At 66.9% G+C, this 22,452-nt stretch carries 23 protein-coding genes; 11 read left to right on the top strand and 12 right to left on the bottom strand.

What is annotated here, in order from left to right; translation table 11 throughout:
- The first annotated feature begins 17 nt into the window (after window positions 1-17).
- Complete coding sequence (locus IEY43_RS07945) at window positions 18-1,199, top strand: flavin reductase (protein WP_188948062.1); 1,182 nt, start codon at window positions 18-20, stop codon at window positions 1,197-1,199.
- 331 nt (window positions 1,200-1,530) lie between these two features.
- Complete coding sequence (locus IEY43_RS07940) at window positions 1,531-1,971, top strand: hypothetical protein (RefSeq protein ID WP_188948061.1); 441 nt, start codon at window positions 1,531-1,533, stop codon at window positions 1,969-1,971.
- Between the two features lie 27 nt (window positions 1,972-1,998).
- On the opposite strand, the gene IEY43_RS07935 is transcribed toward IEY43_RS07940, so the two are convergent.
- The 7 genes from IEY43_RS07935 to IEY43_RS07905 all read right to left on the bottom strand — a co-directional run bounded on the left by IEY43_RS07935 (window position 1,999) and on the right by IEY43_RS07905 (window position 9,300).
- Window positions 1,999-2,247 carry a hypothetical protein gene (locus tag IEY43_RS07935; RefSeq protein ID WP_188948060.1) on the bottom strand — a complete coding sequence of 83 codons (249 nt, stop codon included), beginning with the start codon at window positions 2,245-2,247 and terminating at the stop codon, window positions 1,999-2,001.
- 638 nt (window positions 2,248-2,885) lie between these two features.
- Entirely contained in the window at window positions 2,886-4,187 is a 1,302-nt protein-coding gene (locus IEY43_RS07930) for a TetR/AcrR family transcriptional regulator (RefSeq protein ID WP_188948059.1), read from the bottom strand.
- Window positions 4,188-4,395: 208 nt separating this feature from the next.
- The gene (locus IEY43_RS18145) at window positions 4,396-5,763 is read right to left on the bottom strand and encodes a cytochrome b/b6 domain-containing protein (protein WP_229777318.1); all 1,368 of its coding nucleotides are present in this window, start codon (window positions 5,761-5,763) and stop codon (window positions 4,396-4,398) included.
- Complete coding sequence (locus IEY43_RS07920) at window positions 5,763-6,752, bottom strand: electron transfer flavoprotein subunit alpha/FixB family protein (protein WP_188948058.1); 990 nt, start codon at window positions 6,750-6,752, stop codon at window positions 5,763-5,765. The genes IEY43_RS18145 and IEY43_RS07920 overlap by 1 nt, the downstream gene beginning before the upstream one ends.
- A gap of 1 nt (window position 6,753) precedes the next feature.
- Window positions 6,754-7,539: an electron transfer flavoprotein subunit beta/FixA family protein gene (locus IEY43_RS07915; protein ID WP_188948057.1), complete on the bottom strand. Its 786-nt coding sequence runs from the start codon at window positions 7,537-7,539 to the stop codon at window positions 6,754-6,756.
- A gap of 55 nt (window positions 7,540-7,594) precedes the next feature.
- A complete protein-coding gene (locus IEY43_RS07910) occupies window positions 7,595-8,401 on the bottom strand; it encodes a MaoC/PaaZ C-terminal domain-containing protein (RefSeq protein WP_209550352.1) in 807 nt (268 codons plus the stop codon).
- A complete protein-coding gene (locus IEY43_RS07905; RefSeq protein ID WP_188948056.1) occupies window positions 8,398-9,300 on the bottom strand; it encodes an SDR family oxidoreductase in 903 nt (300 codons plus the stop codon). The genes IEY43_RS07910 and IEY43_RS07905 overlap by 4 nt, the downstream gene beginning before the upstream one ends.
- A 106-nt stretch (window positions 9,301-9,406) precedes the next feature.
- On the opposite strand from IEY43_RS07905, the gene IEY43_RS07900 reads away from it, so the two are divergent.
- The 5 genes from IEY43_RS07900 to IEY43_RS07880 all read left to right on the top strand — a co-directional run bounded on the left by IEY43_RS07900 (window position 9,407) and on the right by IEY43_RS07880 (window position 13,558).
- Complete coding sequence (locus IEY43_RS07900) at window positions 9,407-10,153, top strand: enoyl-CoA hydratase family protein (RefSeq protein WP_188948055.1); 747 nt, start codon at window positions 9,407-9,409, stop codon at window positions 10,151-10,153.
- A 2-nt stretch (window positions 10,154-10,155) separates the two neighbouring features.
- Window positions 10,156-11,001 (top strand): CoA transferase subunit A, encoded by an 846-nt coding sequence (locus IEY43_RS07895; RefSeq protein WP_188948054.1) that lies wholly within the window; start codon window positions 10,156-10,158, stop codon window positions 10,999-11,001.
- Window positions 10,994-11,758: a CoA-transferase subunit beta gene (locus IEY43_RS07890; protein ID WP_188948053.1), complete on the top strand. Its 765-nt coding sequence runs from the start codon at window positions 10,994-10,996 to the stop codon at window positions 11,756-11,758. Before IEY43_RS07895 ends, IEY43_RS07890 begins: the two co-directional genes overlap by 8 nt.
- Window positions 11,755-12,846 carry an NAD(P)H-dependent flavin oxidoreductase gene (locus IEY43_RS07885; RefSeq protein ID WP_188948052.1) on the top strand — a complete coding sequence of 364 codons (1,092 nt, stop codon included), beginning with the start codon at window positions 11,755-11,757 and terminating at the stop codon, window positions 12,844-12,846. Before IEY43_RS07890 ends, IEY43_RS07885 begins: the two co-directional genes overlap by 4 nt.
- 385 nt (window positions 12,847-13,231) lie before the next feature.
- Window positions 13,232-13,558, top strand: coding sequence for a hypothetical protein (locus IEY43_RS07880; protein WP_188948051.1), 327 nt, complete (start codon window positions 13,232-13,234; stop codon window positions 13,556-13,558).
- Between the two features lie 26 nt (window positions 13,559-13,584).
- Here the strand turns inward: IEY43_RS07880 and IEY43_RS07875 are convergent, their stop codons facing one another.
- Window positions 13,585-13,863 carry a hypothetical protein gene (locus IEY43_RS07875; protein ID WP_188948050.1) on the bottom strand — a complete coding sequence of 93 codons (279 nt, stop codon included), beginning with the start codon at window positions 13,861-13,863 and terminating at the stop codon, window positions 13,585-13,587.
- Between the two features lie 155 nt (window positions 13,864-14,018).
- A complete protein-coding gene (locus IEY43_RS07870; RefSeq protein ID WP_229777317.1) occupies window positions 14,019-14,468 on the bottom strand; it encodes a MarR family winged helix-turn-helix transcriptional regulator in 450 nt (149 codons plus the stop codon).
- Between the two features lie 82 nt (window positions 14,469-14,550).
- Between IEY43_RS07870 and IEY43_RS07865 the strand changes: the two genes are divergently transcribed.
- On the top strand, window positions 14,551-15,999 hold the full coding sequence (locus IEY43_RS07865) for an MFS transporter (protein WP_229777316.1): 1,449 nt from the start codon (window positions 14,551-14,553) through the stop codon (window positions 15,997-15,999).
- A gap of 153 nt (window positions 16,000-16,152) precedes the next feature.
- Here the strand turns inward: IEY43_RS07865 and IEY43_RS07860 are convergent, their stop codons facing one another.
- Genes IEY43_RS07860 through IEY43_RS07850 form a run of 3 tightly spaced genes read right to left on the bottom strand, consistent with a single transcriptional unit; the run spans window position 16,153 to window position 19,286 of the window.
- Complete coding sequence (locus tag IEY43_RS07860) at window positions 16,153-17,304, bottom strand: acetyl-CoA C-acetyltransferase (protein ID WP_188948049.1); 1,152 nt, start codon at window positions 17,302-17,304, stop codon at window positions 16,153-16,155.
- A 12-nt stretch (window positions 17,305-17,316) separates the two neighbouring features.
- On the bottom strand, window positions 17,317-18,120 hold the full coding sequence (locus tag IEY43_RS07855; RefSeq protein ID WP_188948048.1) for an SDR family oxidoreductase: 804 nt from the start codon (window positions 18,118-18,120) through the stop codon (window positions 17,317-17,319).
- Window positions 18,117-19,286: an acyl-CoA dehydrogenase family protein gene (locus tag IEY43_RS07850; protein ID WP_188948047.1), complete on the bottom strand. Its 1,170-nt coding sequence runs from the start codon at window positions 19,284-19,286 to the stop codon at window positions 18,117-18,119. The genes IEY43_RS07855 and IEY43_RS07850 overlap by 4 nt, the downstream gene beginning before the upstream one ends.
- Before the next feature lie 151 nt (window positions 19,287-19,437).
- Here IEY43_RS07850 and IEY43_RS07845 point away from each other — a divergent pair, with 151 nt between their 5' ends.
- Genes IEY43_RS07845 through IEY43_RS07835 form a run of 3 tightly spaced genes read left to right on the top strand, consistent with a single transcriptional unit; the run spans window position 19,438 to window position 22,451 of the window.
- Window positions 19,438-20,289, top strand: a complete 852-nt coding sequence (locus IEY43_RS07845; RefSeq protein WP_188948046.1) for an enoyl-CoA hydratase — start codon at window positions 19,438-19,440, stop codon at window positions 20,287-20,289.
- Window positions 20,290-21,468 carry an acyl-CoA dehydrogenase family protein gene (locus tag IEY43_RS07840; protein ID WP_188948045.1) on the top strand — a complete coding sequence of 393 codons (1,179 nt, stop codon included), beginning with the start codon at window positions 20,290-20,292 and terminating at the stop codon, window positions 21,466-21,468.
- A complete protein-coding gene (locus IEY43_RS07835) occupies window positions 21,465-22,451 on the top strand; it encodes an acyl-CoA dehydrogenase family protein (RefSeq protein ID WP_188948044.1) in 987 nt (328 codons plus the stop codon). Before IEY43_RS07840 ends, IEY43_RS07835 begins: the two co-directional genes overlap by 4 nt.
- Window position 22,452: the final 1 nt, after the last annotated feature.

The raw sequence follows: 22,452 nt of genomic DNA, 5'->3' as shown, positions 1-22,452 counted from the left end.
ACTGAAAGGAAAAGACCGTGAATGCAGTAGCACTGGGGGCACAGACCCCGTCCGTCTCAGATCCGATGGCGTTCCGCAACGTCCTGGGACACTTCCCGACCGGCGTCGTGCTGATCACCGGCATCACCGATGACGGCGAGCCGGTCGGCATGATCGTCGGCTCCTTCACCTCGGTGTCGCTGGACCCGCCGCTGGTGGGCTTCCTGCCCACGGTGGCATCCTCCACCTTCAAGAAACTGCGCACCGCCAGCTCCTTCTGCGTGAACGTGCTGGCCGCGGACCAGGAGGAACTGTGCCGCCGCTTCGCCGGCCGCGCGCCGAACAAATTCGAGGACATCGCCTGGACCCCGGCGCCGTCCGGCGCCCCGGTGCTGGATGGCGCGGTCGCCTACATCGACTGCACCTTCGAGTCCATCACCGATGCCGGAGACCACCACATCGTGGTTGGCGCGGTGCAGGAGCTGCAGGTCTGCTCGCCGGTAGCGCCGCTGCTGTTCTTCCAGGGCGGCTACGGGCGCTTCGCCCCGCTGTCGCTGCATGCCCCGTTCGAAACGGATTTGATCCGCGGGGTGCGCCGCGCCGAACGCCACAGCCAGACAATGAAGCAGCTCGCGGCATCGCTGGGCGCGGATATCTCCACCATGGCCGTCATCGGCGACGAAATGGCGGTAATCGTCTCCGGCACCGGGGAGTTCCATGACGGCCAGCGCCTGGGCGAACGCATCCCGCTGATGCCGCCCATGGGCGAAATGTGCCTGGCATGGGAGGACGAGGACACCATCGACCGCTGGCTGGCCCGCGCGCTGCCCTCGGACGAATGCACTCCCCAGGACTACCGCGCCCGACTGCAGGCCGCCCGCGATCGTGGCTGGTCGGTGACCATGCGCGGGGACTACGCGGACGACGAGGTCTACTCGGTGCTGCGCGAGTACTCCTCGGGCCTCTATACCCCAGCCCAGGAGCGCAGGCTGCGCGAAATCATTGCGCAGACCTCCTCCGGCTACGCCCCGGTGGACTTCGCCGCGGAAGGCAGCTATGACGTGGACTCGCTGCTGGCACCGGTCCGCGATGCCGCCGGCAAGGTACGGCTGGTCTTGCGCGCTTCCGATCTGCCTCAGGGCGTTTCCGGTTCCCAGGTGCTCGCCTGGGCCCAGGAGCTGGTGCGTACCGCAGAAGAAATGAGCGGCGCAGCAGACTAGGGCGACACGGCCTCCAACCCGAGCAGACCCCCGACGGATTTATCCTTCGGGGGTCTGCTCGTCGTGCTTTGCTGTCGGGAGCGGGGCCGCCACCAGTAACCCGCAACCGCCTATCGGCAGATGAGAAAATCTCGGCGCTGAGAATTTATTCGCCGTATTTGGTGGTGGATGCCGAATGTTCGAATCGCGAATTTGGGCGTATTGTCAGAAGAACACTCCACGATGATCACCGAGCGCCGCAGGCGACACCCGGGGATTTCTGCTGGCAACCACTGCAGCAGGATTTCGTGGGCAATCACCTTTCGGAGAGCTGCCATCAGCGGAGGAAAATATGGACTATCCAGAACTGCGTTCGCACACCAGCCAACGCATTAGCGAACTTCTTAGCTCGCCTGAGGCCAGACGCCATCTAGCCAGTTACGGCTGGACCGAAGGGATGCCCGTCGTGATGGCGGATCGAGCGGAATTGCTGGACGACGTGATGGGATTCGTCTCCATTCATGGCCGCGCAGTCCTGCTGGCGCTCGGCGAAGCAGAGAGCGACAATCTGGAACTTTGGCATATCACGATTCCCAGCCCGATCTTCACCAGGGTGGAGCCCCTGCCGCCTGAGACCACCCTGGGCGACCTGTGCGTCAGGAACCGGCTCACCCGGCTCTCGCCGTTTCGCGTGTCCTTTTGGGCGCACAGCGCGGCGATCCACGAGGTGCCGTGTTTCATCCGTACGGATATGAGTTTCACCAGATCCGTTGCGCCTGTAGAGCCGTACTAGGCCCGCATCGGACCAAGGGGCCCTACGCTATGAGTCTTCCCGTTCTGCCGTATGAGACTCGATGTTTCCGCTCTCGGCCTGACGGTGCACGGTGTCGAGCAGATTCTGGACATCAGCTACCCGACCGCCCCAATATGAGGCATCCAGTCCGAAACCGAGTTTTGCATCGGCTGCCAGTTTTCTGAAGCCGTCGCGGTGCGCTTCCAGCGCACTGATGAGATCATCCAGCTGGTCGTTCGTGAGCGACAAGTGGATGTCTTTGCGCCGGTAATTCATGATCTCCTCGGTACTCCAATAGATTCATGTTCCTTCGATCTTGCGCACTATCTGGATCTAGAATCGTGGGCCTTGGTTGCCTTGGATCAGTCTGCGGGCAGGATCGCTACAGCAGCCTGCGTTTCGTTCCATGCCGAAAGCTTGACGGGGAATATGAACATTCTCCCATCGAGTATAAACTCCTGCAATAAGCCAGTGTGTATCGACAGATTTCCATGCTGTCGCATTTTGCCTTGAATTTGCAGTGGACTTGGCGCTTTGCAGCAATTCACTTCCTCCCTGAAATGCGACTCAATGAACTGGCAAATGATTCCACGATCCCCGGACCTTGGATAGTTTTCCGCTGCCTTGCGGATCAGCGCATGTTGTATTCCCGATTTCCAGGGCCGAGCTCTTGCGGCTGACACGGCGTGGGGCCCGGGGAAACCAGTCTGGCAACGGCTTCGTGGCGGGCTCGTGAACCTTGTCATTTCCCAGCGTAATGTTCGGGGCGCGGCCGCGGGTGGTCCGGAAGGCACAAAGAAATAGGCCGCAGCCCGGAAGTTTCCCCGTCATGGCGGGGAACAGACCTGCGCGGCAATTGCTCTTCAAAGCTTAAAACTTGCTAGTTCTGAAAGCCATGGTTCAGGCTCAGAGCCTCACGCCGCTTGGGCTCCGCGCTGTGCAATCTGCACGATGGCATTGCTGATCAACGTAGCCAAAAGCTGGGGGTCGTAAAACTGCTCCACCACCCGGCGTCCGATCAGCATCCCGTCCAGCAAGCGGAATAGGCAGATGGCGACGTCCTGGGCGTGGCGGCGCAGCGGCACGGATGCGGGGCCCAGTAGTGCGCAGAACCAGTCGACGGTCGCTTCGAAGGTCTCCTGCAAGACTCCTTCAAGTTCGTTGCGGCCGGCATGGACATGCTCGGCGCGTTGCAAAAGCAACAGCAGGCTCATCGGCACCGCGCCCTGGCCGTGCTCCGTGCCTTTCAGGGACGGCAAAATGAACGTGCGCACCTGCTCGGCCCAGTGCTCGCCTGGCGGCAGGGCGAATTCCTTCTCGCGCAGCTGCTTCCAGCCGGCGCACGCGTTGGAGATGACGGTGGACAGCAGCTCGTCCTTGTCCTTGAATGACCAATACAGGGAGCTGGCGGGAAGCCCTGCCCGCTCGCAGACCTTGGCGATGCTCACCCCGTCGTATCCCGACTGCCCGATAACCTCCTGCGTCGCGCGCAAGATGGCCTCGCGGCCCGACTCGGCGTCCTCGGCACAGGCCACAAGCGTCATCTGCGGTGGGGTCGGGGTGGATGGCGTCAGGTTGCTGGTTTCAGCTAAGGTCACCAGCTGTGCAGCCACGGCGTCCAGGGCCGCGGCGACCATTTTGGTCAGCCGGGCGGTGTCGGTAGTCCGCGGTCCGCGAAGCTTCAGGAAACTGCTTTCACGTTCGGCGACCGTGAAGTTTCCCATGAGGCGAGCGGCTTCCCGCCGCTGCGGCATGTTTTCCGGCAGCGTTCGTTCCCACCAGTCCGCCGTCCACTCGATGCCTTCGGCGCGGATCTGCAGGAACCTGTCGCGGGCCGGGATCGGTTCCTCGGGCTTGGTCAGCGCAAGCTGCAGTCCTACGCGCCAGTACCCCATCTCCCCTTCGCCATTGGGCGAGTGCATGAGCTGCGAATAGAGATCGTTGGCGCGCGAGGACGAGGGAGGGGTATCCAGCCAGTTCGGCAGCCGCTGGGCCTGGGAACGGTAGGCGTGTTCCAGGGCGGCCGCAACCAGTTCCTCTTTGCCTGAATAGTGCCAGTAGATGGAACTTGCCGATACGTTGCAGGCTCTGCGCACCATGCTGAGGCTGGTTCCCGCATATCCGTGGACCGCGACCAGCCGCATGGTCTTTTCAAGAATTCTGGTTCGGGTTTCTTCGCCCTGCAGGTTCTTTCGTTCTGTCTTGCGCTGTGCCAAACGTCTACTCGTTTCTCAATCCTGCCCGGTCCCCAACTCGAAATGATGGACTCTCGATATTAAAGTGAACCCCGCGCGCCGCAACCCTGCAAGGGCAGTCCCACTTTCGCACCCACAAGAATCAGTTATCGGCTTGCCATCCCGTCGGCAACAGCAAAGGACCGCCCCATCGCGGATAAGCGAGGAGCGGTCCTTCCAAGTGCGTCGGCTAGCGTCCGACCTTGCCGAACAGCGAGGCCAGCGGGGCCAGCAGGATCGGCCGGGCGGCGAACCAGCCGCCGACGATGACCAGCAGCGAGGCGAAGAAGATCCAGAATCCAGTCCAGTTCACCGCGTCCTGCGCCGCGTACATGTGGTTCAGGTTGCGCAGCGCCCCGGTGGAGAATACCAGTGCCACGTGCACCACGATGAATGCCACGAAGTAGAACATCACCGGCAGGTGGATCGCCCGTGCGACCTCGATCGGGTAGGCGCGCGACAGCTTCTCGGCCTTCGACGGCCATGCTCCGGACATCCGGAATCCCGTGGCCGCAGCCAGCGGCGCGGCCAAGAAGATTGTCGTGAAGTAGGCCAGCACCTGCAGGCTGTTGTAGTTCACCCAGCCATTCTCGGTCGGCCAGTCCAGGGACAGGTACTGCAGGGCCGCCGAGAGCGCGTTCGGGAAGACTTCCCAGCTGGTGGGCACCACTCGCATCCACTGCCCGGTAGTCAGCAGCAGGATGACGAACACCGCGCCGTTGACCAGCCAGAGGATGTCCAGGAACTGGTGGAACCACAGGTTGATGCTGATCTTCTTGGGGTTCTTGCCGAACTTCGCGGTCCAGCTCGCCGGCGGCCGGCGCTGGGTGCGCACCTGCCAACCCGAACGGATGATCAGCACCATCAGGAAGATGTTGAAGAAGTGCTGCCAGCCCATCCAGGCAGGAAGCCCCACCGGGGCGCCCTCGGGCAGGTGGGTCTCCCCCGGGTACCGGGTGAGGAATTCCTGCACTGATTCCATTCCGACCAGCCAACGGGCCAGCAGCACTGCGGCGCCCAGGAGCACCAGCAGCCCCGCGGCCAGCAGCACGGTCTTGCCGATTGCGGTGGCCCACAGCTTGGCCAGCGCCCCGGGCGGGGTCGGAGCCGGCTTGGCTGGTGCCGCAGTGGCCGCGGCCTGCACCTTCGGGGCCGCGGCTTCTGGCTTGGCAGGGGCTGGCGCATCCGCCGCAGCCGGGGCGGCGGCCGCCGGCGCTTGAGACGCAGCCGGCGCGCTTGCGGCCCCGGGACGCGGAAGCCCGCGGCGCCCGGTCGCCGCAGCAGGCGCGGCAGCCACCGGTTCGGCCACCGGTTCGGCCTTGACCGCCGCAGCGGAGTCAGCTGGCTGCCCCGGAGCTGCTTGGGTCACGGACGATTCGGCAGCCGCTGGTGCGGCCCCCGGCCGCGGCAGCCCGCGGCGCACGCCGGTCGAGGCGGCCGGCGCTGAGGCGGCAGCTGCTTCAGCTGCCTGCTGCGGCGGTTCGTTCTCCTGCACCGGTGCCGGCGGCGGCGGCGCCTGGGCCGCCCCCGGGGTGCGCGGTAGTCCCTGCCGTGCCATTAGTTCGCCCGCTTTCCTTCGATGGCCTCGACCAGCTGCGGGACCACGGTGAACAGGTCGCCGACCACGCCGAAGTCAGCGACGTCGAAGATCGGGGCCTCCGGGTCCTTGTTGATGGCGATGATGGTCTTGGAGGTCTGCATGCCGGCCCGGTGCTGGATGGCGCCGGAGATGCCCAGCGCGATGTACAGCTGCGGTGCCACGGTGACACCGGTCTGGCCCACCTGCATGGTCTGCGGCACGTAGCCTGCGTCTACCGCGGCGCGGGAAGCGCCGATGGCGCCGCCCAGGGCGTCGGCCAGCGACTCGACCAGGGAGAAGTTCTCTCCCGAGCCCAGGCCGCGTCCGCCCGAGACCACGATGTCCGCTCCACGCAGGTCGGGGCGCGAGGACTCGATGACCGCCTCTTCGCGGGAGGTGGCCACCGCATCCGGCGCTCCGGAGGGCTGCACGGCCAGCGGTTCAAGCTGGACCGGCTGCGCCTGGGCGCGGGCCTCGCTGGATCCCTGCCGCAGGGTGGCGACCAGGGCTCCGGTGCTCGCGGCCGAGTCGACCAGGTAAGCGCCGCCGTACACGGAGTGGTGCGCGATGATGCCTTCCTCGTCGCGGCCGATGCCCACGGTGTCCACGGCCAGCGCCAGGCTGGCGCGGGCGGCGAAGCGCGCTGCGGCGTCGCGTCCGCGGATCGAGTTCGGGGCCAGCACGGCTTCGGGCTGCACCTGCGCGTAGGCGGCGGCCAGCGCGTCGACCAGCGGGGCGATGACCTCGGCGCCGAAGGCCTCGGAGCCGGCGACCAGCACGCGCTGCGCGCCCAGCTCGGCCAGCTCGCCGGCCAGGCGCTCGGCCTGTCCGGACGGCGCAACGGCCAGCGCCACGGCGCTGCCTACCGAGGCGGCCGCGCCGAGCAGTTCCGCCGCGCCCGCGCGCAGCTGCCCTTCAGGCGAGGTGTCCACCAGGACCAGGATCGGGTTCCCGGAATTGCTGCTCATCTTAATGCCCCTTGATCAGTTGGTTCTTGGCCAGGAATTCGGCGATCTGCTCGCCGGCGTTGCCTTCGTCGACGATCCGCGTGCCGGCGCTGCGCGCCGGACGGGCGGCGGCGGAGATCACGATGGACCGCGCGTCCTCCTCGCCCGGCGCCAGGCCCAGGGCCTGCAGGTCCAGGGTGTCGAACGGCTTCTTCTTGGCGGCCATGATGCCCTTGAAGTTCGGGAAGCGGGCATCCGGCAGCGCCTCGGTGATCGAGATGACCGCCGGCAGGTCGGCGCTGGCGTCGTAGCGCTCCACGTCGGTGTTGACGCGCCCGGCGACGGTCAGCTCGTCGATCTGCACGCTGGACAGCGCCGCCAGCCCGGCCACGCCGAGCAGTTCCGCCAGCATCGACGGCAGTGCGCCGCCTCCGCCGTCGGTGGAGACGTTCCCGGCGATGACCAGGTCGAAGCCGATCTGCTTGGCCGCGGCGGCGATCACCTGGGCGGTCAGCGTCAAATCCGCGCCGAGCAGCGCCGGATCCTGCACGTGCACCGCGCGGTCCGCGCCCATGGCCAGTCCCTTGCGCAGGGTGGTCGGCAGGCTGCCTTCCGGGCCCACGCTCAGCAGCACCACTTCGGTGCCCGGCTGCGCCTCGCGATGGCGCAACGCCACCTCCAGCGCGCGCTCGGTGATCTCGTCGAGCACCGGCTCGGCCTCCGTGCGCTTCAGCAGCCCGGTTTCCAGATCTATGGTGCGTTCACCGTAGGTATCCGGGACTTCCTTCATCAAGACGATGATTCTCATGTGTTCCCTCTTTCAGCTTCCGTGGCGCTGCCCGCGCCCCGGTCTTCGGCACTGCTCAGCCGAAGACCGCCAGTCCGTCGGCAATTACCGTCCGGTCGGCCACTGCGGCCTCGAATCGTCCGTTGTCCCAGGTCTTGACCTCGATGCGGTCCCCGGGGAAAACCACCCCGGAGAAGCGCCCGCCGAACTCTGTCAGGTCCGCCGGGTGCGCCCCGGCCAGGTCTGCCAGCGGCAGCGTGGTCGCGGCCAGCGAGGCCAGCCCGTGCAGGATCGGACGGTCCTGCCCGATGCGCGCGGCGGCCTGCGGGTCGATGTGGATATGGTGCTTGTCCCCCAGCAGCCGGTACAAGGCCGCCTGGTTCTCGGCGCTCTGCACGCTGGCGGTTCCCACGGGCGGCGTGCCCGGGGCGGCGGGGCGGCCCGGGCCGCGCTCGCCGTTGAAACCGCCGAAGCCGGGGGCGAAAATCTGCCAGGTGGCCTGGAAGTGGTCGCATTCGACGATGACGTTGAAGACGGCCGCGCCGCCCTTGTCCCAGACCTCGCCCACCCGGGCGTTCAGCGCCAGTTCCCCGCTGCGCGGCAGCGGCTTGGCAACCAGCAGCTCCTGCGCGCCGTGCACGGCGCGGTTGTCGAAGGCTCCACGGTCGGCCAGCATGTCCGGGGCCCACTGGGCCAGGGTCAAGCCGAAGGACGGCAGCACGCGCAGCCGGTCCTCGAAGACCAGGTCCAGGTCCGCGGGCTTGGCGCCGACGGCGAGCGCGTACAGGATCGCCTGGTCAGCGGTGTAGCCGACGGTTTTCTCCCCCAGATGCTGGCCGGCCCAGGCGCCGGCGGTCATCGGGTCGACTGCCGCGGCGCTCATGATCCGTACACCGGTTCCGGGACGGCGGCCTGGGCCAGCAGCTGCTCGATCTGGGTGCCGACGGCGGCGGCATCCCAGCGCGCTCCGGCGTCGACCAGCGGGCCGTGGTTCCAGCCTTCCTCGATGCACACGCGGCCGCCTTCGACCTCGATGACGCGTCCGGTGACTTCGCTGCCGGCGCTGGCCAGCCAGGCCACGACCGGGGAAACGTTGGCCGGGTTCATGGCGTCGAAGCCCTCTTCCGGGGCCGCCATGGTCTCGCCGAAGGCGTCCTCGGTCATGCGGGTGCGGGCGGCCGGGGCGATGGCGTTCACGTTCACGCCATAGCGGGCCAGCTCGTGGGCGGCGACCAGGGTCAGGCCGGTGATGCCGGCCTTGGCGGCCGAGTAGCTGGCCTGCCCGACGCTGCCCTTCAGGCCTGCGCCGGAGGTGGTGTTGATGACGCGGGCCTGCGGGGTGCGTCCGGCCTTGGCCTCGTCGCGCCAGTACTTCGAGGCGTGGCGCAGCGGGGCGAAGTGGCCCTTGAGGTGCACGCGGATCACCGCGTCCCATTCCTCTTCGGTGGTGTTCACCAGCATGCGGTCGCGCACGAAGCCGGCGTTGTTGACCAGGATGTCCAGCCGGCCATAGGTGTCGATGGCCTGCTGCACCATGGCGCCGGCCTGCTCGAAGTTCGCCACATCGGCGCCGTTGGCCACTGCCTGGCCGCCCGCCGCGCGGATCGTCGCCACGACTTCGTGGGCCGGATTCGCCGGGTCGATGGCGCCGCCGAGGGTGGTGCCGAAGTCGTTGACCACGACCATCGCTCCCTGGCGGGCCAGTTCTAGTGCATGTTCGCGTCCGAGTCCGCGGCCTGCGCCGGTCACGATGGCGACGCGGCCACTCAAAATGCCAGTCATGGGCTATTCCTTTCGTCGATGTGGTGCTTATGGATTGCCAGTGTACCTGAAACCAAGCAAGTGCTAGGGTAACAAACAAGCAAACGTTAGGTACAGGGAGATCCCAATGTCGATTACTTCAGCAATGCACTCCAACGGAGTCCGCGTCATCACCATGAACTACCCGCCGGTCAACGCCCTTCCGGTCGCCGGATGGTTCGGCGTCGCCGACGCCATGAACGAAGCCACCAAGGACGCCAAGACCCGCGCGGTCATCCTGCGCGCCGAGGGCCGCGGCTTCAACGCCGGCGTGGACATCAAGGAAATGCAGTCCACCGAGGACTTCAACGCGATCCTCGGCGCCAACCGCGGCTGCTTCGCCGCGTTCAAGTCCATCTACGAATGCGCGGTCCCGGTCATCGCCGCGGTCAACGGCTTCTGCCTGGGCGGCGGCGTGGGCCTGGTGGGCAACGCGGATACCATCGTCGCCAGCGACACCGCCTACTTCGGCGTGCCGGAGGTGGACCGCGGCGCCCTGGGCGCGGCGACCCACCTGGCCCGCCTGGTGCCGACCCACATGCTGCGCACCTTGTACTTCACCAGCAAGAACATCAGCGCCCAGCGCCTGGCCGAGCTGGGTTCCGTGGCGGAGGTCGTCAGCGCCGACAAGCTGGACGAGACCGCGTTCTCCTACGCCAACGAAATCGCGGCCAAGGATCCGCGCGTCATCCGCGCGGCCAAGGAGGCGCTGAACTGCATCGACCCGATCGACGTGAACCGCAGCTACCGCTTCGAGCAGGGCTTCACCTTCGAGCTGAACCTCGGCGGCGTCGCCGACGAGCTGCGCGACGACTTCGTCGCCACCGGAGCCTAGCCATGTCCGGCAAGGTCATTGACGCCGCGGCGCTGGGCGGACTGTTCGAGGACGGGATGACCATCGGCATCGGCGGCTGGGGCTCCCGGCGCAAGCCCATGGCGCTGGTCGCCGCGCTGGTGCGCTCCGGGGCCAGGGATCTGCGCATCGTCAGCTTCGGCGGCCCGGACGTGGGCACGCTGTGCGCCACCGGGCAGGTGCGCGAGGTCGTCCACGGGTTCGTCACCCTGGATTCCATCGCGGTCGACCCGCACTTCGCGGCCGCCCGGCAATCCGGGGCCATTGCCACCACGGAGCTGGACGAGTCCATGCTGGTCTCCGGGCTGCGCGCGGCCGGCCGGCGGCTGCCCTTCGAGGTGACCCGCACCGGGCTGGGCTCTGACGTGCTGACTGTCAACCCGCAGATCCGCACCATCACCTCCCCCTACGGGGACGGGGAAACACTGGTGGCCATGCCGGCCGTGCCGCTGGATCTGGCGCTCATCCACCTGAACCGGGCCGATGCGCTGGGCAACGGGCAGTGCCTGGGCCCGGACCCCTACGTGGACGACCTGTTCGCCCGGGCCGCGGCACGCACCATCCTCAGCGCCGAATCCGTGGTCGGCACCCGCGAACTGACCGAGGGTGCGCACCCTGCCACGCTGCTGCTGAACCGCACCATGGTGGACCACGTGTTCGAGGCCCCCGGCGGGGCCCACTTCACCACCTGCTTGCCGGACTACCCGCGCAATGAGGAACTGCAGCGCGAATACGCCCAAGCCGCCTCCGATCCCGCACTGTGGGAGCGGTACCGCGCCGGGCATCTGGACAATGAGAACATCTGGCGGAAGGAGGCCCTGAATGCCTGAGACCCTTGGCGCCACCCGCGCGGACATCGCCGTCGCCGCCTGCAGCGACCTGTTCCGCGGCCAGCGCGACATCCTGGCCAGCCCGGCCGGCGTGATTCCCACGCTCGGCGCCCGGCTGGCGGCGCTGACCCATGCCCCGTCGCTCATGCTCAGCGACGGCGAATCCACGATCTACGGGGACGTCCCCGCCCTGGGCGAAGACAGCGAGTACAGCGCTGGCTACCTGCCCTACCGCGAGCTGTTCGAGCTGATCGCCGCCGGCAAGCGCCACGTGGTGATGGGCGGCGCGCAGATCGACCGCGAAGGCAACCACAACTTCTCCGCCATCGGGGACCACTTCCAGCCGCACCGCCAGCTGCTGGGCTCCCGGGCCGCGGCCACCAACACCGTCAACCACGCCACCAGCTACTGGATCGCCCGGCAGTCCAAGCGCAGCTTCGTGCAGGACGTCGACTTCGTGACCGGCGTGGGGGCGAACCGCGCCCGGGCCGCAGGACCCGGCGCGGCGCGCTTCCACCACGTGCACCGGGTGGTCACCAACCTCGGCGTCTACGACTTCAGCGGGCCGGGCGGCACCATGGCGCTGCTCAGCCTGCACCCGGGCGCCAGCCTGGAGGAGGTCCTGGACGCGACCGGTTTCGACCTGCACGTGCCCGAATCGATCCCGGCTACCCGACTGCCCGACAAGCAGGAGCTAGAACTGATCCGCGAGGTCCTGGACCCCGCCAACCGCAGAGAACAAGAGGTCCGCCCTTGAGCACCCCAAACCGCATCCGCACCTCGCTGACCGAACTCACCGGGATCCAGCACCCCGTGGTGCAGACAGGCATGGGATGGGTTGCCGGCCCGAGCCTGGTGACAGCCACCGCAGAAGCCGGCGGCCTGGGCATCCTCGCCTCCGCAACCATGACCTACGACGAGCTTGAGAAGGCCATCGTGGAGACCAAGTCCCGCACCGACAAGCCCTTCGGCGTCAACCTGCGCGCCGACGCCGCGGACGCCATGGACCGGGTGAACCTGCTGGTCAAGTACGGTGTGAAGGTGGCATCCTTCGCGCTGGCGCCCAAGCGCGAGCTGATCGACAAGCTCAAGGAAAACGACGCGGTGGTCATCCCCTCGGTCGGCCTGCCGCGCCACGCGGAAAAGGTCGCTTCCTGGGGCGCCGACGCGGTGATGATCCAGGGCGGCGAGGGCGGCGGGCACACCGGCGCCACCCCGACGACCCTGCTGCTGCCGACCGTGCTCGACGCGGTGGACATCCCGGTGATCGCCGCCGGCGGTTTCTTCGACGGGCGCGGCCTGGCCGCGGCCCTGGCCTACGGGGCGGCCGGCATCGGCATGGGCACCCGTTTCCTGCTCACCAGCGACAGCGCAGTGCCCGAGCACATCAAGCAGCGCTACCTTGAGTTCGGGCTGGACGGCACCGTGGTCACCACGAAGGCCGACGGCATGCCGCACCGGCTGCTGCGCACCGAGTTCATCGACGGCCTGGAGTCCGGATCGCCGCTGGGCCGGCTGCTGGGCACCGCGCGCCGCACCCTGCAGTTCAAGGAGCTGTCCGGGCAGTCCTGGCTGGGCCTGGCCCGCGACGGGCTGAGCATGAAGCGCAGCACCGGGCGCAGCTGGGGCCAGATGATGCTCGCCGCCAACACCCCGATGCTGCTCAAGGCAGGTCTGGTCAACGGCGATACGCAGGCCGGCATGCTGGCCTCCGGACAGGTCGTCGGCGTGATTGACGACCTGCCGACCTGCGAGCAGCTCGTGGACCGCATCATCGACGAGGCCGTGGAGCGCCTCTCGGTGGTTCCGGGCTTCGTGCAGAACAGCAAGGACGCCGTCTCCTAGACCCGGTGTGCAGGCCACGCCGGCCGCCGTGCGGGCGGCGGGAATCCGCTGCCCGCACGGCTACTTTCCATTCATCTGCGGCCCGCCACGAGCCTGCGGAGGGCGCCTTGGAAGTTGATGCCAATTCCCGTCATTCCATGCCGGGCATTGCCGCGTCACGTGGAGCTGAAAAGGCACTGTGGAGCACCAGGAGTCATCCCTGCAATTGGACGACGCCGGTGCGCGCGCCGTGGCCGATGGGGGCGCGCGGAAAGTTATGAACAAGGTGGAGGCAGTACAGGTGCCAGGACGTAGTGCCAGGACAGGAACTGCGCAGCGTGTCGCTGAGCTGCCGGGTTCCAGGAAGTGACGCCATCATTTCAGCGCCCACTGATGGGTTCAGAACATGCCGGTGGTCACGACCTCGGCGAAGGAATCCGCCCAGGACATCGTGGGCCTTTCTTCGATGCATGCTCGAGCTGTCCTCGTCGCAAGGATCGATCCCCAGCCCAGCGAGCTCAAGTTAATTCAGGCTTCCATGCCGAACCAGGCGCTGAAACCTGTGGAGGTTGAAGCCGAAGGGACCCGGATCGGTTCGCTTCCCCAGCGGACCGTCCACGAACGGTTGACCGCCTTACGGGTCAAGTACTGGGAACATGGCGCGATGGCGCACCCGATTCCGGGTTTCCAGCCGACCTCAGCATCCACGCTGACGGGCCGCTTGCGGAGCTGAGGGCCCTTCACGTCCACCGCCATCCGCTACGGCCGGGGAAAGTTGCGCGGCGATTTCTCCGAGGCGCCCTTGATGCTTTCAGCACTCTCCCCTCCGGCCAAACGGCGTACCGCGTCCAGCAAATTCTGGACTTCACCGGCCCGCTCCGTCCAATAGCCGGCGCCCAGCCCAAACCCGTTGGAGGCTTCGCCCGCCAGTCGCCGCAAGCCGTCACGGTGGTCTTCCAATGCGGTCGTGAGGTCGTCATATTGATCTGTGGTCAGGGACAGGGACAGGTCGTAGTTTTTGCGCTCGCCATCATTCATCGTGAACTCCTCGCTGCTCAAAATACTCAACGGTCGTCCCGAGACTACGCTTGGTTACGTTCGACTTCGACGCAACTAAGGTTTCATTCAGACTTCACACATGCTTTACCGTCCGCCAAGCCACAGCGGCTCGGGAAACCTGCCGGGGCCAGGCCTCAGTTCGAGTTCTTGGCATCACGGAAGTGTTCGATTGCCCCGTTATAGCGGCGCAGCAACTCGGCAAAGGTATTAACGTCCTCCATGGACCAGTCGGCAGTGATTGCATCCAGATCGCGGATATACCCCTGGCGGTCAGTTTCAAGCAGCGCACGGCCATGCGAGGTCATGATCAGCTTGCGCGCGGCGCTTCCTCCCGGATCCAGGCTCCGCTCCAACAGACCGTCGCGCACCACTGCGGTCACCTGGCGCTGCAGGGTGGACACGTCCAGGCGAAGCGCTGCGCTCAGTTCGGCAATCGTCATCGGCCCGCGGGCATCGATCTGGCTGAGAAGCAGATAAGCGCTGCGGTCCAAGCCGTGGTCTTTGCGGTGCTGCGCCACGAAGTAGCGGCTAAGTAGCATCTGCTCGTATTCGATATCTGCCGTGCGTCGCTTGATGATATTCACGCCCTTTCAGGTCTTCCATAGTACCCCTTAATGTGTATTATGAATACTGTATGTATCTTACACATCCCCCTGAAAGGACCCCTTGACGCACCGCGCCAAAAATTCCGCCACTCGTCCGGGAACCGCCGTCGGCATCCTGGCAACAGCCGGCATCGCCTCTGCGCTGACGCAGACGATGGTTGCACCACTGATCCCGCAGCTGCCCGAGATCTTCAATACCTCTGCCGACAACACCGCCTGGATCGTAACTGCAACCCTGCTGGCCGGGGCGGTGGCTGTTCCGATTTCCGGACGCCTGGGCGACCTTTTCGGTAAGCGCAGGATGCTCCTGATTCTCGCGCTGCCCTTGATTCTCGGCGGGCTCATCTGCGCCTTCGCGCCCAACGTCACCATCATGATCATCGGCCGCGCACTGCAGGGCTTCGGCTCCGGCATGATCCCGCTGGGCATTGCCATGCTGCGCGACCTCGTCCCCAAGGAGCAGCTCTCCTCGGCCATCGCCACGGTCAGCGCCACGTTGGGCGCCGGCGGCGCCATCGGCCTGCCCATCTCCGCCGCGGTCATCGAGTTCTACGACTGGCGCTCGCTGTTCATCGGCGGCTCCGTAGTCACGCTGATCGTTGCGCTGCTGATCTGGAAGTTCATCCCGGGCCAGAAGGCCGGGGCCGCGGGACAGCGCTTCGACTGGCTGGGCGCGATCGCGTTGTCCGCGGGCATCCTGTCGCTGATGCTGGCGATCTCCAAGGGATCTTCCTGGGGCTGGGCCTCGCCGATGACCCTGTGCCTCTTCGGCCTGTCGCTGCTGGCCCTGGTCTTCTGGGGCTTCTGGGAACTGCGGACCACCGATCCCCTGGTCGATTTGCGCACCGCGGTCATCCCCCGCGTGCTGCTGACCAATATCGCCTCGATCTTCGTCGGCTTCGGCATGTACGTCAGCATGCTGCTCATGCCCCAGATCCTGCAGCTGCCCGCAAGCACCGGGTACGGTTTGGGACAGTCCGTCCTGGCCGCCGGCCTGTGGGTCGCACCGGCCGGCTTCATGATGCTGGTCCTTTCCCCGGTGGGCGGCAAGCTTTCCGACAAGCTGGGCGCCAAGTTCACCTTGATGCTGGGCATCTCCATTCTGGCCGTCGGCTACGTGGTGGGCCTGTGGGGCATGGGAAGCACCTGGGGCCTGCTGCTCACCGCGACGCTCGTGAACAGCGGCGTGGCCTTCGCCTACGGCGCCATGCCGTCGATCATCATGAGTTCCGTGCCGCGCAGCGAAACCGCTGCCGCCAACGGCTTCAACACGCTGATGCGCTCGCTGGGCACCACCGGCAGCGCCGCGGTCATCGGTCTGGTGCTGGCCCAGATGTCCACGGACTTCCATGGCACCATGATCCCGACAGAGCAGGGTTTCCGCACCGCGCTGCTGCTGGGCGCCGGGTTCTCCATCGCCGCCGTCATCCTGGCAGCGTTCATTCCGAAGAACCCGCCGCACGGCGAATTGGAGCCCGTCGATGCCCCGCTGTCGGTCAACGCCAAGTAATTCCCCGGCCAGCGCCGACGTCCCGCATAGGGCGGGCACAGTTCCGGACCCTACAGTTATAAGTACCTCATAAAGGTGCGAGTGATGATCGAAAAGATCCCCGCCGGGTTTTTCCCGGCGGGGATCTTGGGTTAAGCGGCTGCTGCGTGGGTGCTAGAGGCGCTCGATAATGGTGACGTTGGCCTGTCCGCCGCCTTCGCACATCGTCTGCAGGCCATAGCGGCCTCCGGTGCGTTCCAGCTCGTTGAGCAGGGTGGTCATCAAACGCGTGCCGGTGGCGCCGATTGGGTGGCCCAGGGCAATACCGCCGCCGTTGACGTTGACCTTCTGGCGGTCGATGCCCAGCTCGTCCATCCAGGCCAGCACGACCGGGGCGAAGGCCTCATTGCATTCGAAGAGATCAATCTCATCCACGCTCATGCCCGCGCGTTCCAGCGCGTACTTGGTCGCGCGGATCGGGCCGGTCAGCATCCACACCGGGTCGTCGGCGCGCACCGAAATGTGGTGCACGCGGGCGCGCGGGGTCAGTCCGTGCTCTTCCACCGCCTTTTTCGAGGCAATGAGCATGGCGCTGGCGCCGTCGCAGATCTGCGAGGCCACCGCGGCGGTCAGCCGCCCGTCTTCGGTGAGGGTGTTCAGCGACGCCATCTTTTCCAGCGTGGTGCCGCGGCGGATGGTCTCATCCTGTGCCAGCCCGTTCAGCGGAACGATCTGCGAGTCGAAGCGGCCCTCGTCCGTGGCGGCGGCGGCGCGCTCGTGGCTTTCCAGCGCGAACTGCTCCATGCGCTCGCGGGTGATGTCCCACTTCTCCGCGATCATCTCGGCCCCGCGGAACTGCGAGACCTCCTGGTCTCCGTAGCGGGCCACCCAGCCCGGGGATTCGGCGAACGGGGTGGTGAAACCGAACTCGGCTCCGGCGATCATGGCCGCGGAGATCGGGATCTTCGACATGTTCTGCACGCCGCCGGCGATGATCAGGTCCGCGGTGCCGGACATGACGCCCTGCGCCGCGAAGTGCACCGCCTGCTGGCTGGAACCGCACTGGCGGTCGATGGTCACGCCGGGCACGTGGTCCGGCATCCCGGCCACCAGCCAGGCGGTGCGGGCGATGTCTCCGGCCTGGGAGCCCAGGGTGTCGGTGCAGCCGAAGATCACGTCGTCCACCGCACCGGGGTCGATGCCGGTACGCTCGACCAGCGCGGAAATCACGTGGGCGCCCAGGTCGGCCGAGTGCATCTCGGCCAGCGAACCGCCGCGACGGCCCACCGGGGTGCGCACGGCGTCAATAATGTAAGCCTCAGTCATGTCATTTCTCCTTTAGGCCTGCTGGCTGCTGACGGGAACCACTTCACCGGTCATGTACGAGGAATAGTCGCTGGCCAAGAAGACCATGACGTTGGCGATTTCCCACGGCTCGGCGGCGCGGCCGAAGGCCTCGCGGGAGGTCAGCTGCTCCAGCAGCTCATCCGAGGTGACCTTGGCCAGGAACGGGTGCATGGCCAAGGACGGGGCCACCGCGTTGATTCGGATGCCGTGCGGTGCCACGTCCATGGCGGCCGAGCGGGTCAGCGCCATGACGCCGGCTTTCGCGGCGGCATAGTGGGCCTGGCCCTCCTGGGCGCGCCAGCCGATGACCGAGGCGTTGTTGATGATGACTCCGCGGGTGCCGTTCTTCACCATGCGCTGGCTGGCGGCGCGCACCGAGCGGAAGGTGCCGGTGAGGGTCACGTTGACGACCTTTTCCCACTGCTCGTCTTCCATGTCCAGGATCGAGGCGGTGCCGCCCAGCCCGGCGTTGTTGATCATGACGTCCACGCCGCCGAATTCCTCGGCCACGTCCAGCAGTGCCTGGACCTGATCTTCATTGGTCACGTCGCAGACGGCAAAACGCACGCGCTCGGCGCCGAACTCGGCACCCAGTTCATTGGCGGAGGCCTCCAGCCGGCCGGCGTGGGTATCCCCCAGCACCACCAGCTCCGCACCCTCTTCCAGGCAGCGGCGTGCGGCCGCCGCACCGATCCCGGCGCCGGCCGCGGCGGTCACCACGACACGGCGTCCGGCGAGCAGACCATGGGCGGGAACATATTCGGGCGCCGGCTGGGCGATGCGCTGGATGGTCATACTCGTGCCTCCTTGGGCAGGCCGAGCACGCGCTCGGCGATTACATTGCGTTGGATTTCGTCCGATCCCCCGTAGAGGGTGTCGGCACGGCTGAACAGGTACAGCGCCTGCAGCTCGTCGAGCTCGTAGGGCGCCTGCGCGACGGTCAGCCCGCCGGCGCCGGCCACGGCCATGGCCAGTTCCCCGAGCGAGCGGTGCCACGGCGCCCACAGCAGCTTGGTGATCGAGGCTTCGATGCCTTGCTCGCCGCTGAGCGTGCGCAGCCCGTGCATGCGAAGCATATCCAGCCCCATCTGGGCCTTGACGATTTGGTCTTGGATAATGGGATCCTCGATGGCGCCGTTCTTGCGGGCCAGGTCGATGATCAGCTGCAGTTCGCGCTGGAAGGCGATCTGCTGGGCGAGCGTGGACACGCCGCGCTCGAAGCCCAGGGTGCCCATGGCCACCGACCATCCGGCGCCGGGTTCCCCCACCACCAGGTCCTCGTCGGTTTTCGCTCCGTCGAAGAAGACCTCGTTGAATTCCGAGGTTCCGGTCAGCTGAAGGATCGGGCGGATCTCCACCCCCGGCTGGTCCATCGGGACCAGCAGGTAGGACAGGCCGCGGTGCTTCACGGATCCGGCTTCGGTGCGGGCGATGACGAAGCACCAGTCAGCGGTGTGCGCCAGTGAGGTCCAAACCTTCTGGCCGTCGACCACCCATTTCCCATCCTCCAGACGGGCCTTGGTCTTCACCCCGGCCAAATCCGACCCGGCGCCCGGCTCGGAATAGCCCTGGCACCAGAGTTCCTCGACCGCAATGATCTTGGGCAGGAAGCGGGCCTGCTGCTCGGGGGTGCCGAAGGCAATCAGGGTCGGACCCAGAAGCTCCTCGCCCAGGTGGTTCACGCGAGCCGGGGCGTTCACCCGGGCATACTCCTCGTGGAAGATGACCTGCTGCTGCAGGCTCAGCCCGCGGCCGCCGTGCTCCTTGGGCCAGCTGACGCAGCTCCAGCCGTGGGCCGCCATGTGGCGGTTCCACTCCAGGCGCTCTTCGAATGCTTCATGCTCGCGCCCCGAGCCGCCCAGTCCGCGCAGCGCGGCGAACTTGCCGACGAGGTTCGCTTCAAGCCAATCCCGGAATTCCTGCCGAAACGCGTCATCTTCCGCCGAATAATTCAGATCCATGACAGCTCCCTCACTCTCGATTTCCATTGGTCTCTCGGTTGATCTTCGCTTATGCTAGCAAACCAAGCAATTGTTTGGTTACTGTAGTCTCAAGCAAGTTTTCACGGCTGGGCTCCCAGCCGAAATGCGACACAGGAAATGGAGGCCCGCAATGACACTGAACGACAGTGACGGCGTTGTAACCTACGAAGTGCGCGGCACCACGGCGATCATCCGGTTGAACCGGCCCGAGTACCGCAACGCACAGAACTCCAAGATGACCTACGCCTTGGACGCGGCGTTCACCCGCGCCGTCGAGGACGACGCGGTCAAGGCCATTGTGCTGGCCGGCAACGGCAAACACTTCAGCGCCGGACACGACATCGGCACCCCGGAACGCGACGCGGACCAGAGCTTCGAGCGCAAGGCCGTGGTCTGGTGGGACCATGTCGGCGCGGAGGGCGTCGATTCGCGCTTCGCCCGCGAATCCGAGGTCTACCTGGGCATGTGCCGCCGCTGGCGCGAACTGCCCAAGCCGGTGATTGCCATGGTCCACGGCGCCTGCATCGCCGGCGGGCTGATGCTGGCCTGGTCCTGCGACTTCATCGTGGCCAGCGAGGACGCATTCTTCTCCGACCCGGTGGTCCGCATGGGCATTCCCGGCGTGGAATACTTCGCCCACCCGTGGGTCACCAACCCGCGGGCGGCCAAGGAAATGCTGTTCACCGGCGACCGCTTCACGGCCCGCCGCGCCTACGAACTGGGCATGGTCAACCACGTGGTGGAGCGCGAACTGCTCGAGGAGCACACCCTGAACCTGGCCGAGCGCATCGGCGCCATGCCGCGCCTGGGCCTGGCACTGGCCAAGAAGGCGGTCAACCAATCCGAGGACCTGCAGGGCCTGCGTGCCGGCATGGACTCGGTCTTCGGGCTGCACCACGCAGCCCACGCACACAACGCAGAGGTCGGCAAGGATTCCTTGGCCGGCATGGGAGCCAAGAACATGGCGGAGGCGGCAAAGTAAATGGATCTTGACCTGACAGAAGAGCAGCTCGCATTCGCTGCCGAAGCACGCGCCTGGCTGGCCGAGAACGTGCCGGCCACCCCGCTGCCCTCCATGGACACCGAGGCGGGCTTCGCAGCCCACCGCGAATGGGAGGCCAAGCTGGCCGCCGGCGGCTGGTCCGTCGTGTCCTGGCCGGAGGAGTACGGGGGCCGCGGAGCAGGACTGATCGAATGGGTGCTCTTCGAGGAGGAGTACTACCGAGCCGGCGCCCCGACCCGCGTGGCGCAGAACGGCATCTCGCTGCTGGCCCCGATCCTGTTCGGGCACGGCACCGATGCGCAGCGCGAACGCTTCCTGCGCGACATGACCGATGGCACGCTGATCTGGGCCCAGGCCTGGTCCGAGCCCGGAGCCGGCAGCGACCTGGCCTCCATCCGCAGCACCGCGAAGCGCGATGACGAGCGCGGCGGCTGGATCCTGAACGGCCAGAAGACCTGGAGCTCGCGCGCCCCGTGGGCCGACCGCGGCTTCGGCCTGTTCCGCTCGGACCCCGAGGCGCAGCGCCACCGCGGGCTGACTTACTTCCTGTTCCCGATGGATGCCGAGGGTCTGACGGTCCGCCCGATTACCCAGCTGGACGGCACCACCGGCTTCGCGGAGCTCTTCTTCGACGACGTCTTCGTCGCGGACGAGGACGTGCTCGGTGCCCCGGGCGACGGCTGGCGCGTGGCCATGAGCACCGCCGGCAACGAACGCGGCCTGTCGCTGCGCTCCCCCGGCCGCTTCTGCGCAGCCACCGACCGGCTGATCGATCTGTGGCAGAAGAACCAGGACCAGGATCCCTTCGCCCAGGACGCGGTGGTTGACGCCTGGATCAAGTCCGAGGCCTACCGCCTGTACACCTGGGGCACCGTCAGCACCCTGCAGGAAGGCGGGGATATCGGCGCCGAAGGCAGCGTGAACAAGGTCTTCTGGTCCGAACTGGACATCGCGATCCACCAGACCGGCCTGGACCTGCTCGGCCCGGCCGCGGAACTGCGCTCCGCCTCCGCGGAAGCCGGCGGGCGCTGGGTGGATGACTACATCTTCGCCCTGGGCGGCCCGATCTACGCGGGCACCAACGAAATCCAGCGCAACATCATTGCAGAACGCATACTTGGCCTGCCACGCGGCGGCGACGGACGGAAGGCGTCATGAAATTCGTAATCAGTGAGGAACAGCGGGCGCTGGCCGAGGCCATCGACCAGGTCATCGAATCCTTGGGCGGCACCGCCGTGGCCCGCGCGGCCTCGGAAGGCGATGCGGCTCCGGCCCGCGCCCTGTGGGAGCAGCTGGCCGAGCTCGGCCTGCTGGGCTTGTGCATCGACGAGGCCGACGGCGGCATGGGCGGCACCCCGGTGGACCTGATCGTCGCCTTCGAACGCCTGGGCTACCACGCGGCTCCGGGCCCGTACCTGGAATCCGCGGCGCTGCTGCCGGATCTGGTGGACCCTGCGCTGCGCGAATCCCTGGCCGACGGCTCGGCCATCGCCACCGCTGCCATCCCGGGCTTCGTGCCCTACGCACTGGATGCGCAGCTGTGCTCGCAGCAGTTCATCGTCACCGCCGATTCCATCACCCCGGCCGAGGCCGGGGAAGGCCAGGAGTCCATCGACGCGGCCCGCACCCTGCATGAGCTGACTCCTGCCGGCCCGGCCGCCGCGCTGGATCCGGAGGCAGTGGCGCTGGCCATCGACCGCGCCACCCTGGGCAGCGCCGCCATGCTGCTGGGCGCCGGCGAACGACTGCTGGAAGAGGCCGTGGCCTACGCCAAGCTGCGCGAGCAGTTCGGCCGGGTCATCGGCGAATACCAGGGGCTGAAGCACCAGCTGGCCAACGTCCGCGTGGCGCTGACCTTCGCCCGCCCGCTGCTCAAGGGCGCCGCTCTGGACCTGGGCACCCCGTCCGGCGAACGCAGCATGTCCGCCGCGAAGGTCGCCGCCTCGGACGCAGCCATCCTGGCCGCGCGCACCGCACTGCAGGTGCACGGCGCCATCGGCTACACCCAGGAGCATGACCTGAGCCTGTGGCTCACCCGCGTGCATGCGCTGGCTTCGGCCTGGGGCACCACCCGCTACCACCGTTCGCGCATCGCCGCGTCGATCCTGACCCCCGCCGCGATCCTGTCGCCCGCCAGCTAGA

The sequence above is a fragment of the Glutamicibacter protophormiae genome (assembly GCF_014647495.1).
Classification (GTDB): domain Bacteria; phylum Actinomycetota; class Actinomycetes; order Actinomycetales; family Micrococcaceae; genus Glutamicibacter; species Glutamicibacter protophormiae.
This window is presented reverse-complemented; position numbering and strand designations above follow the sequence as displayed.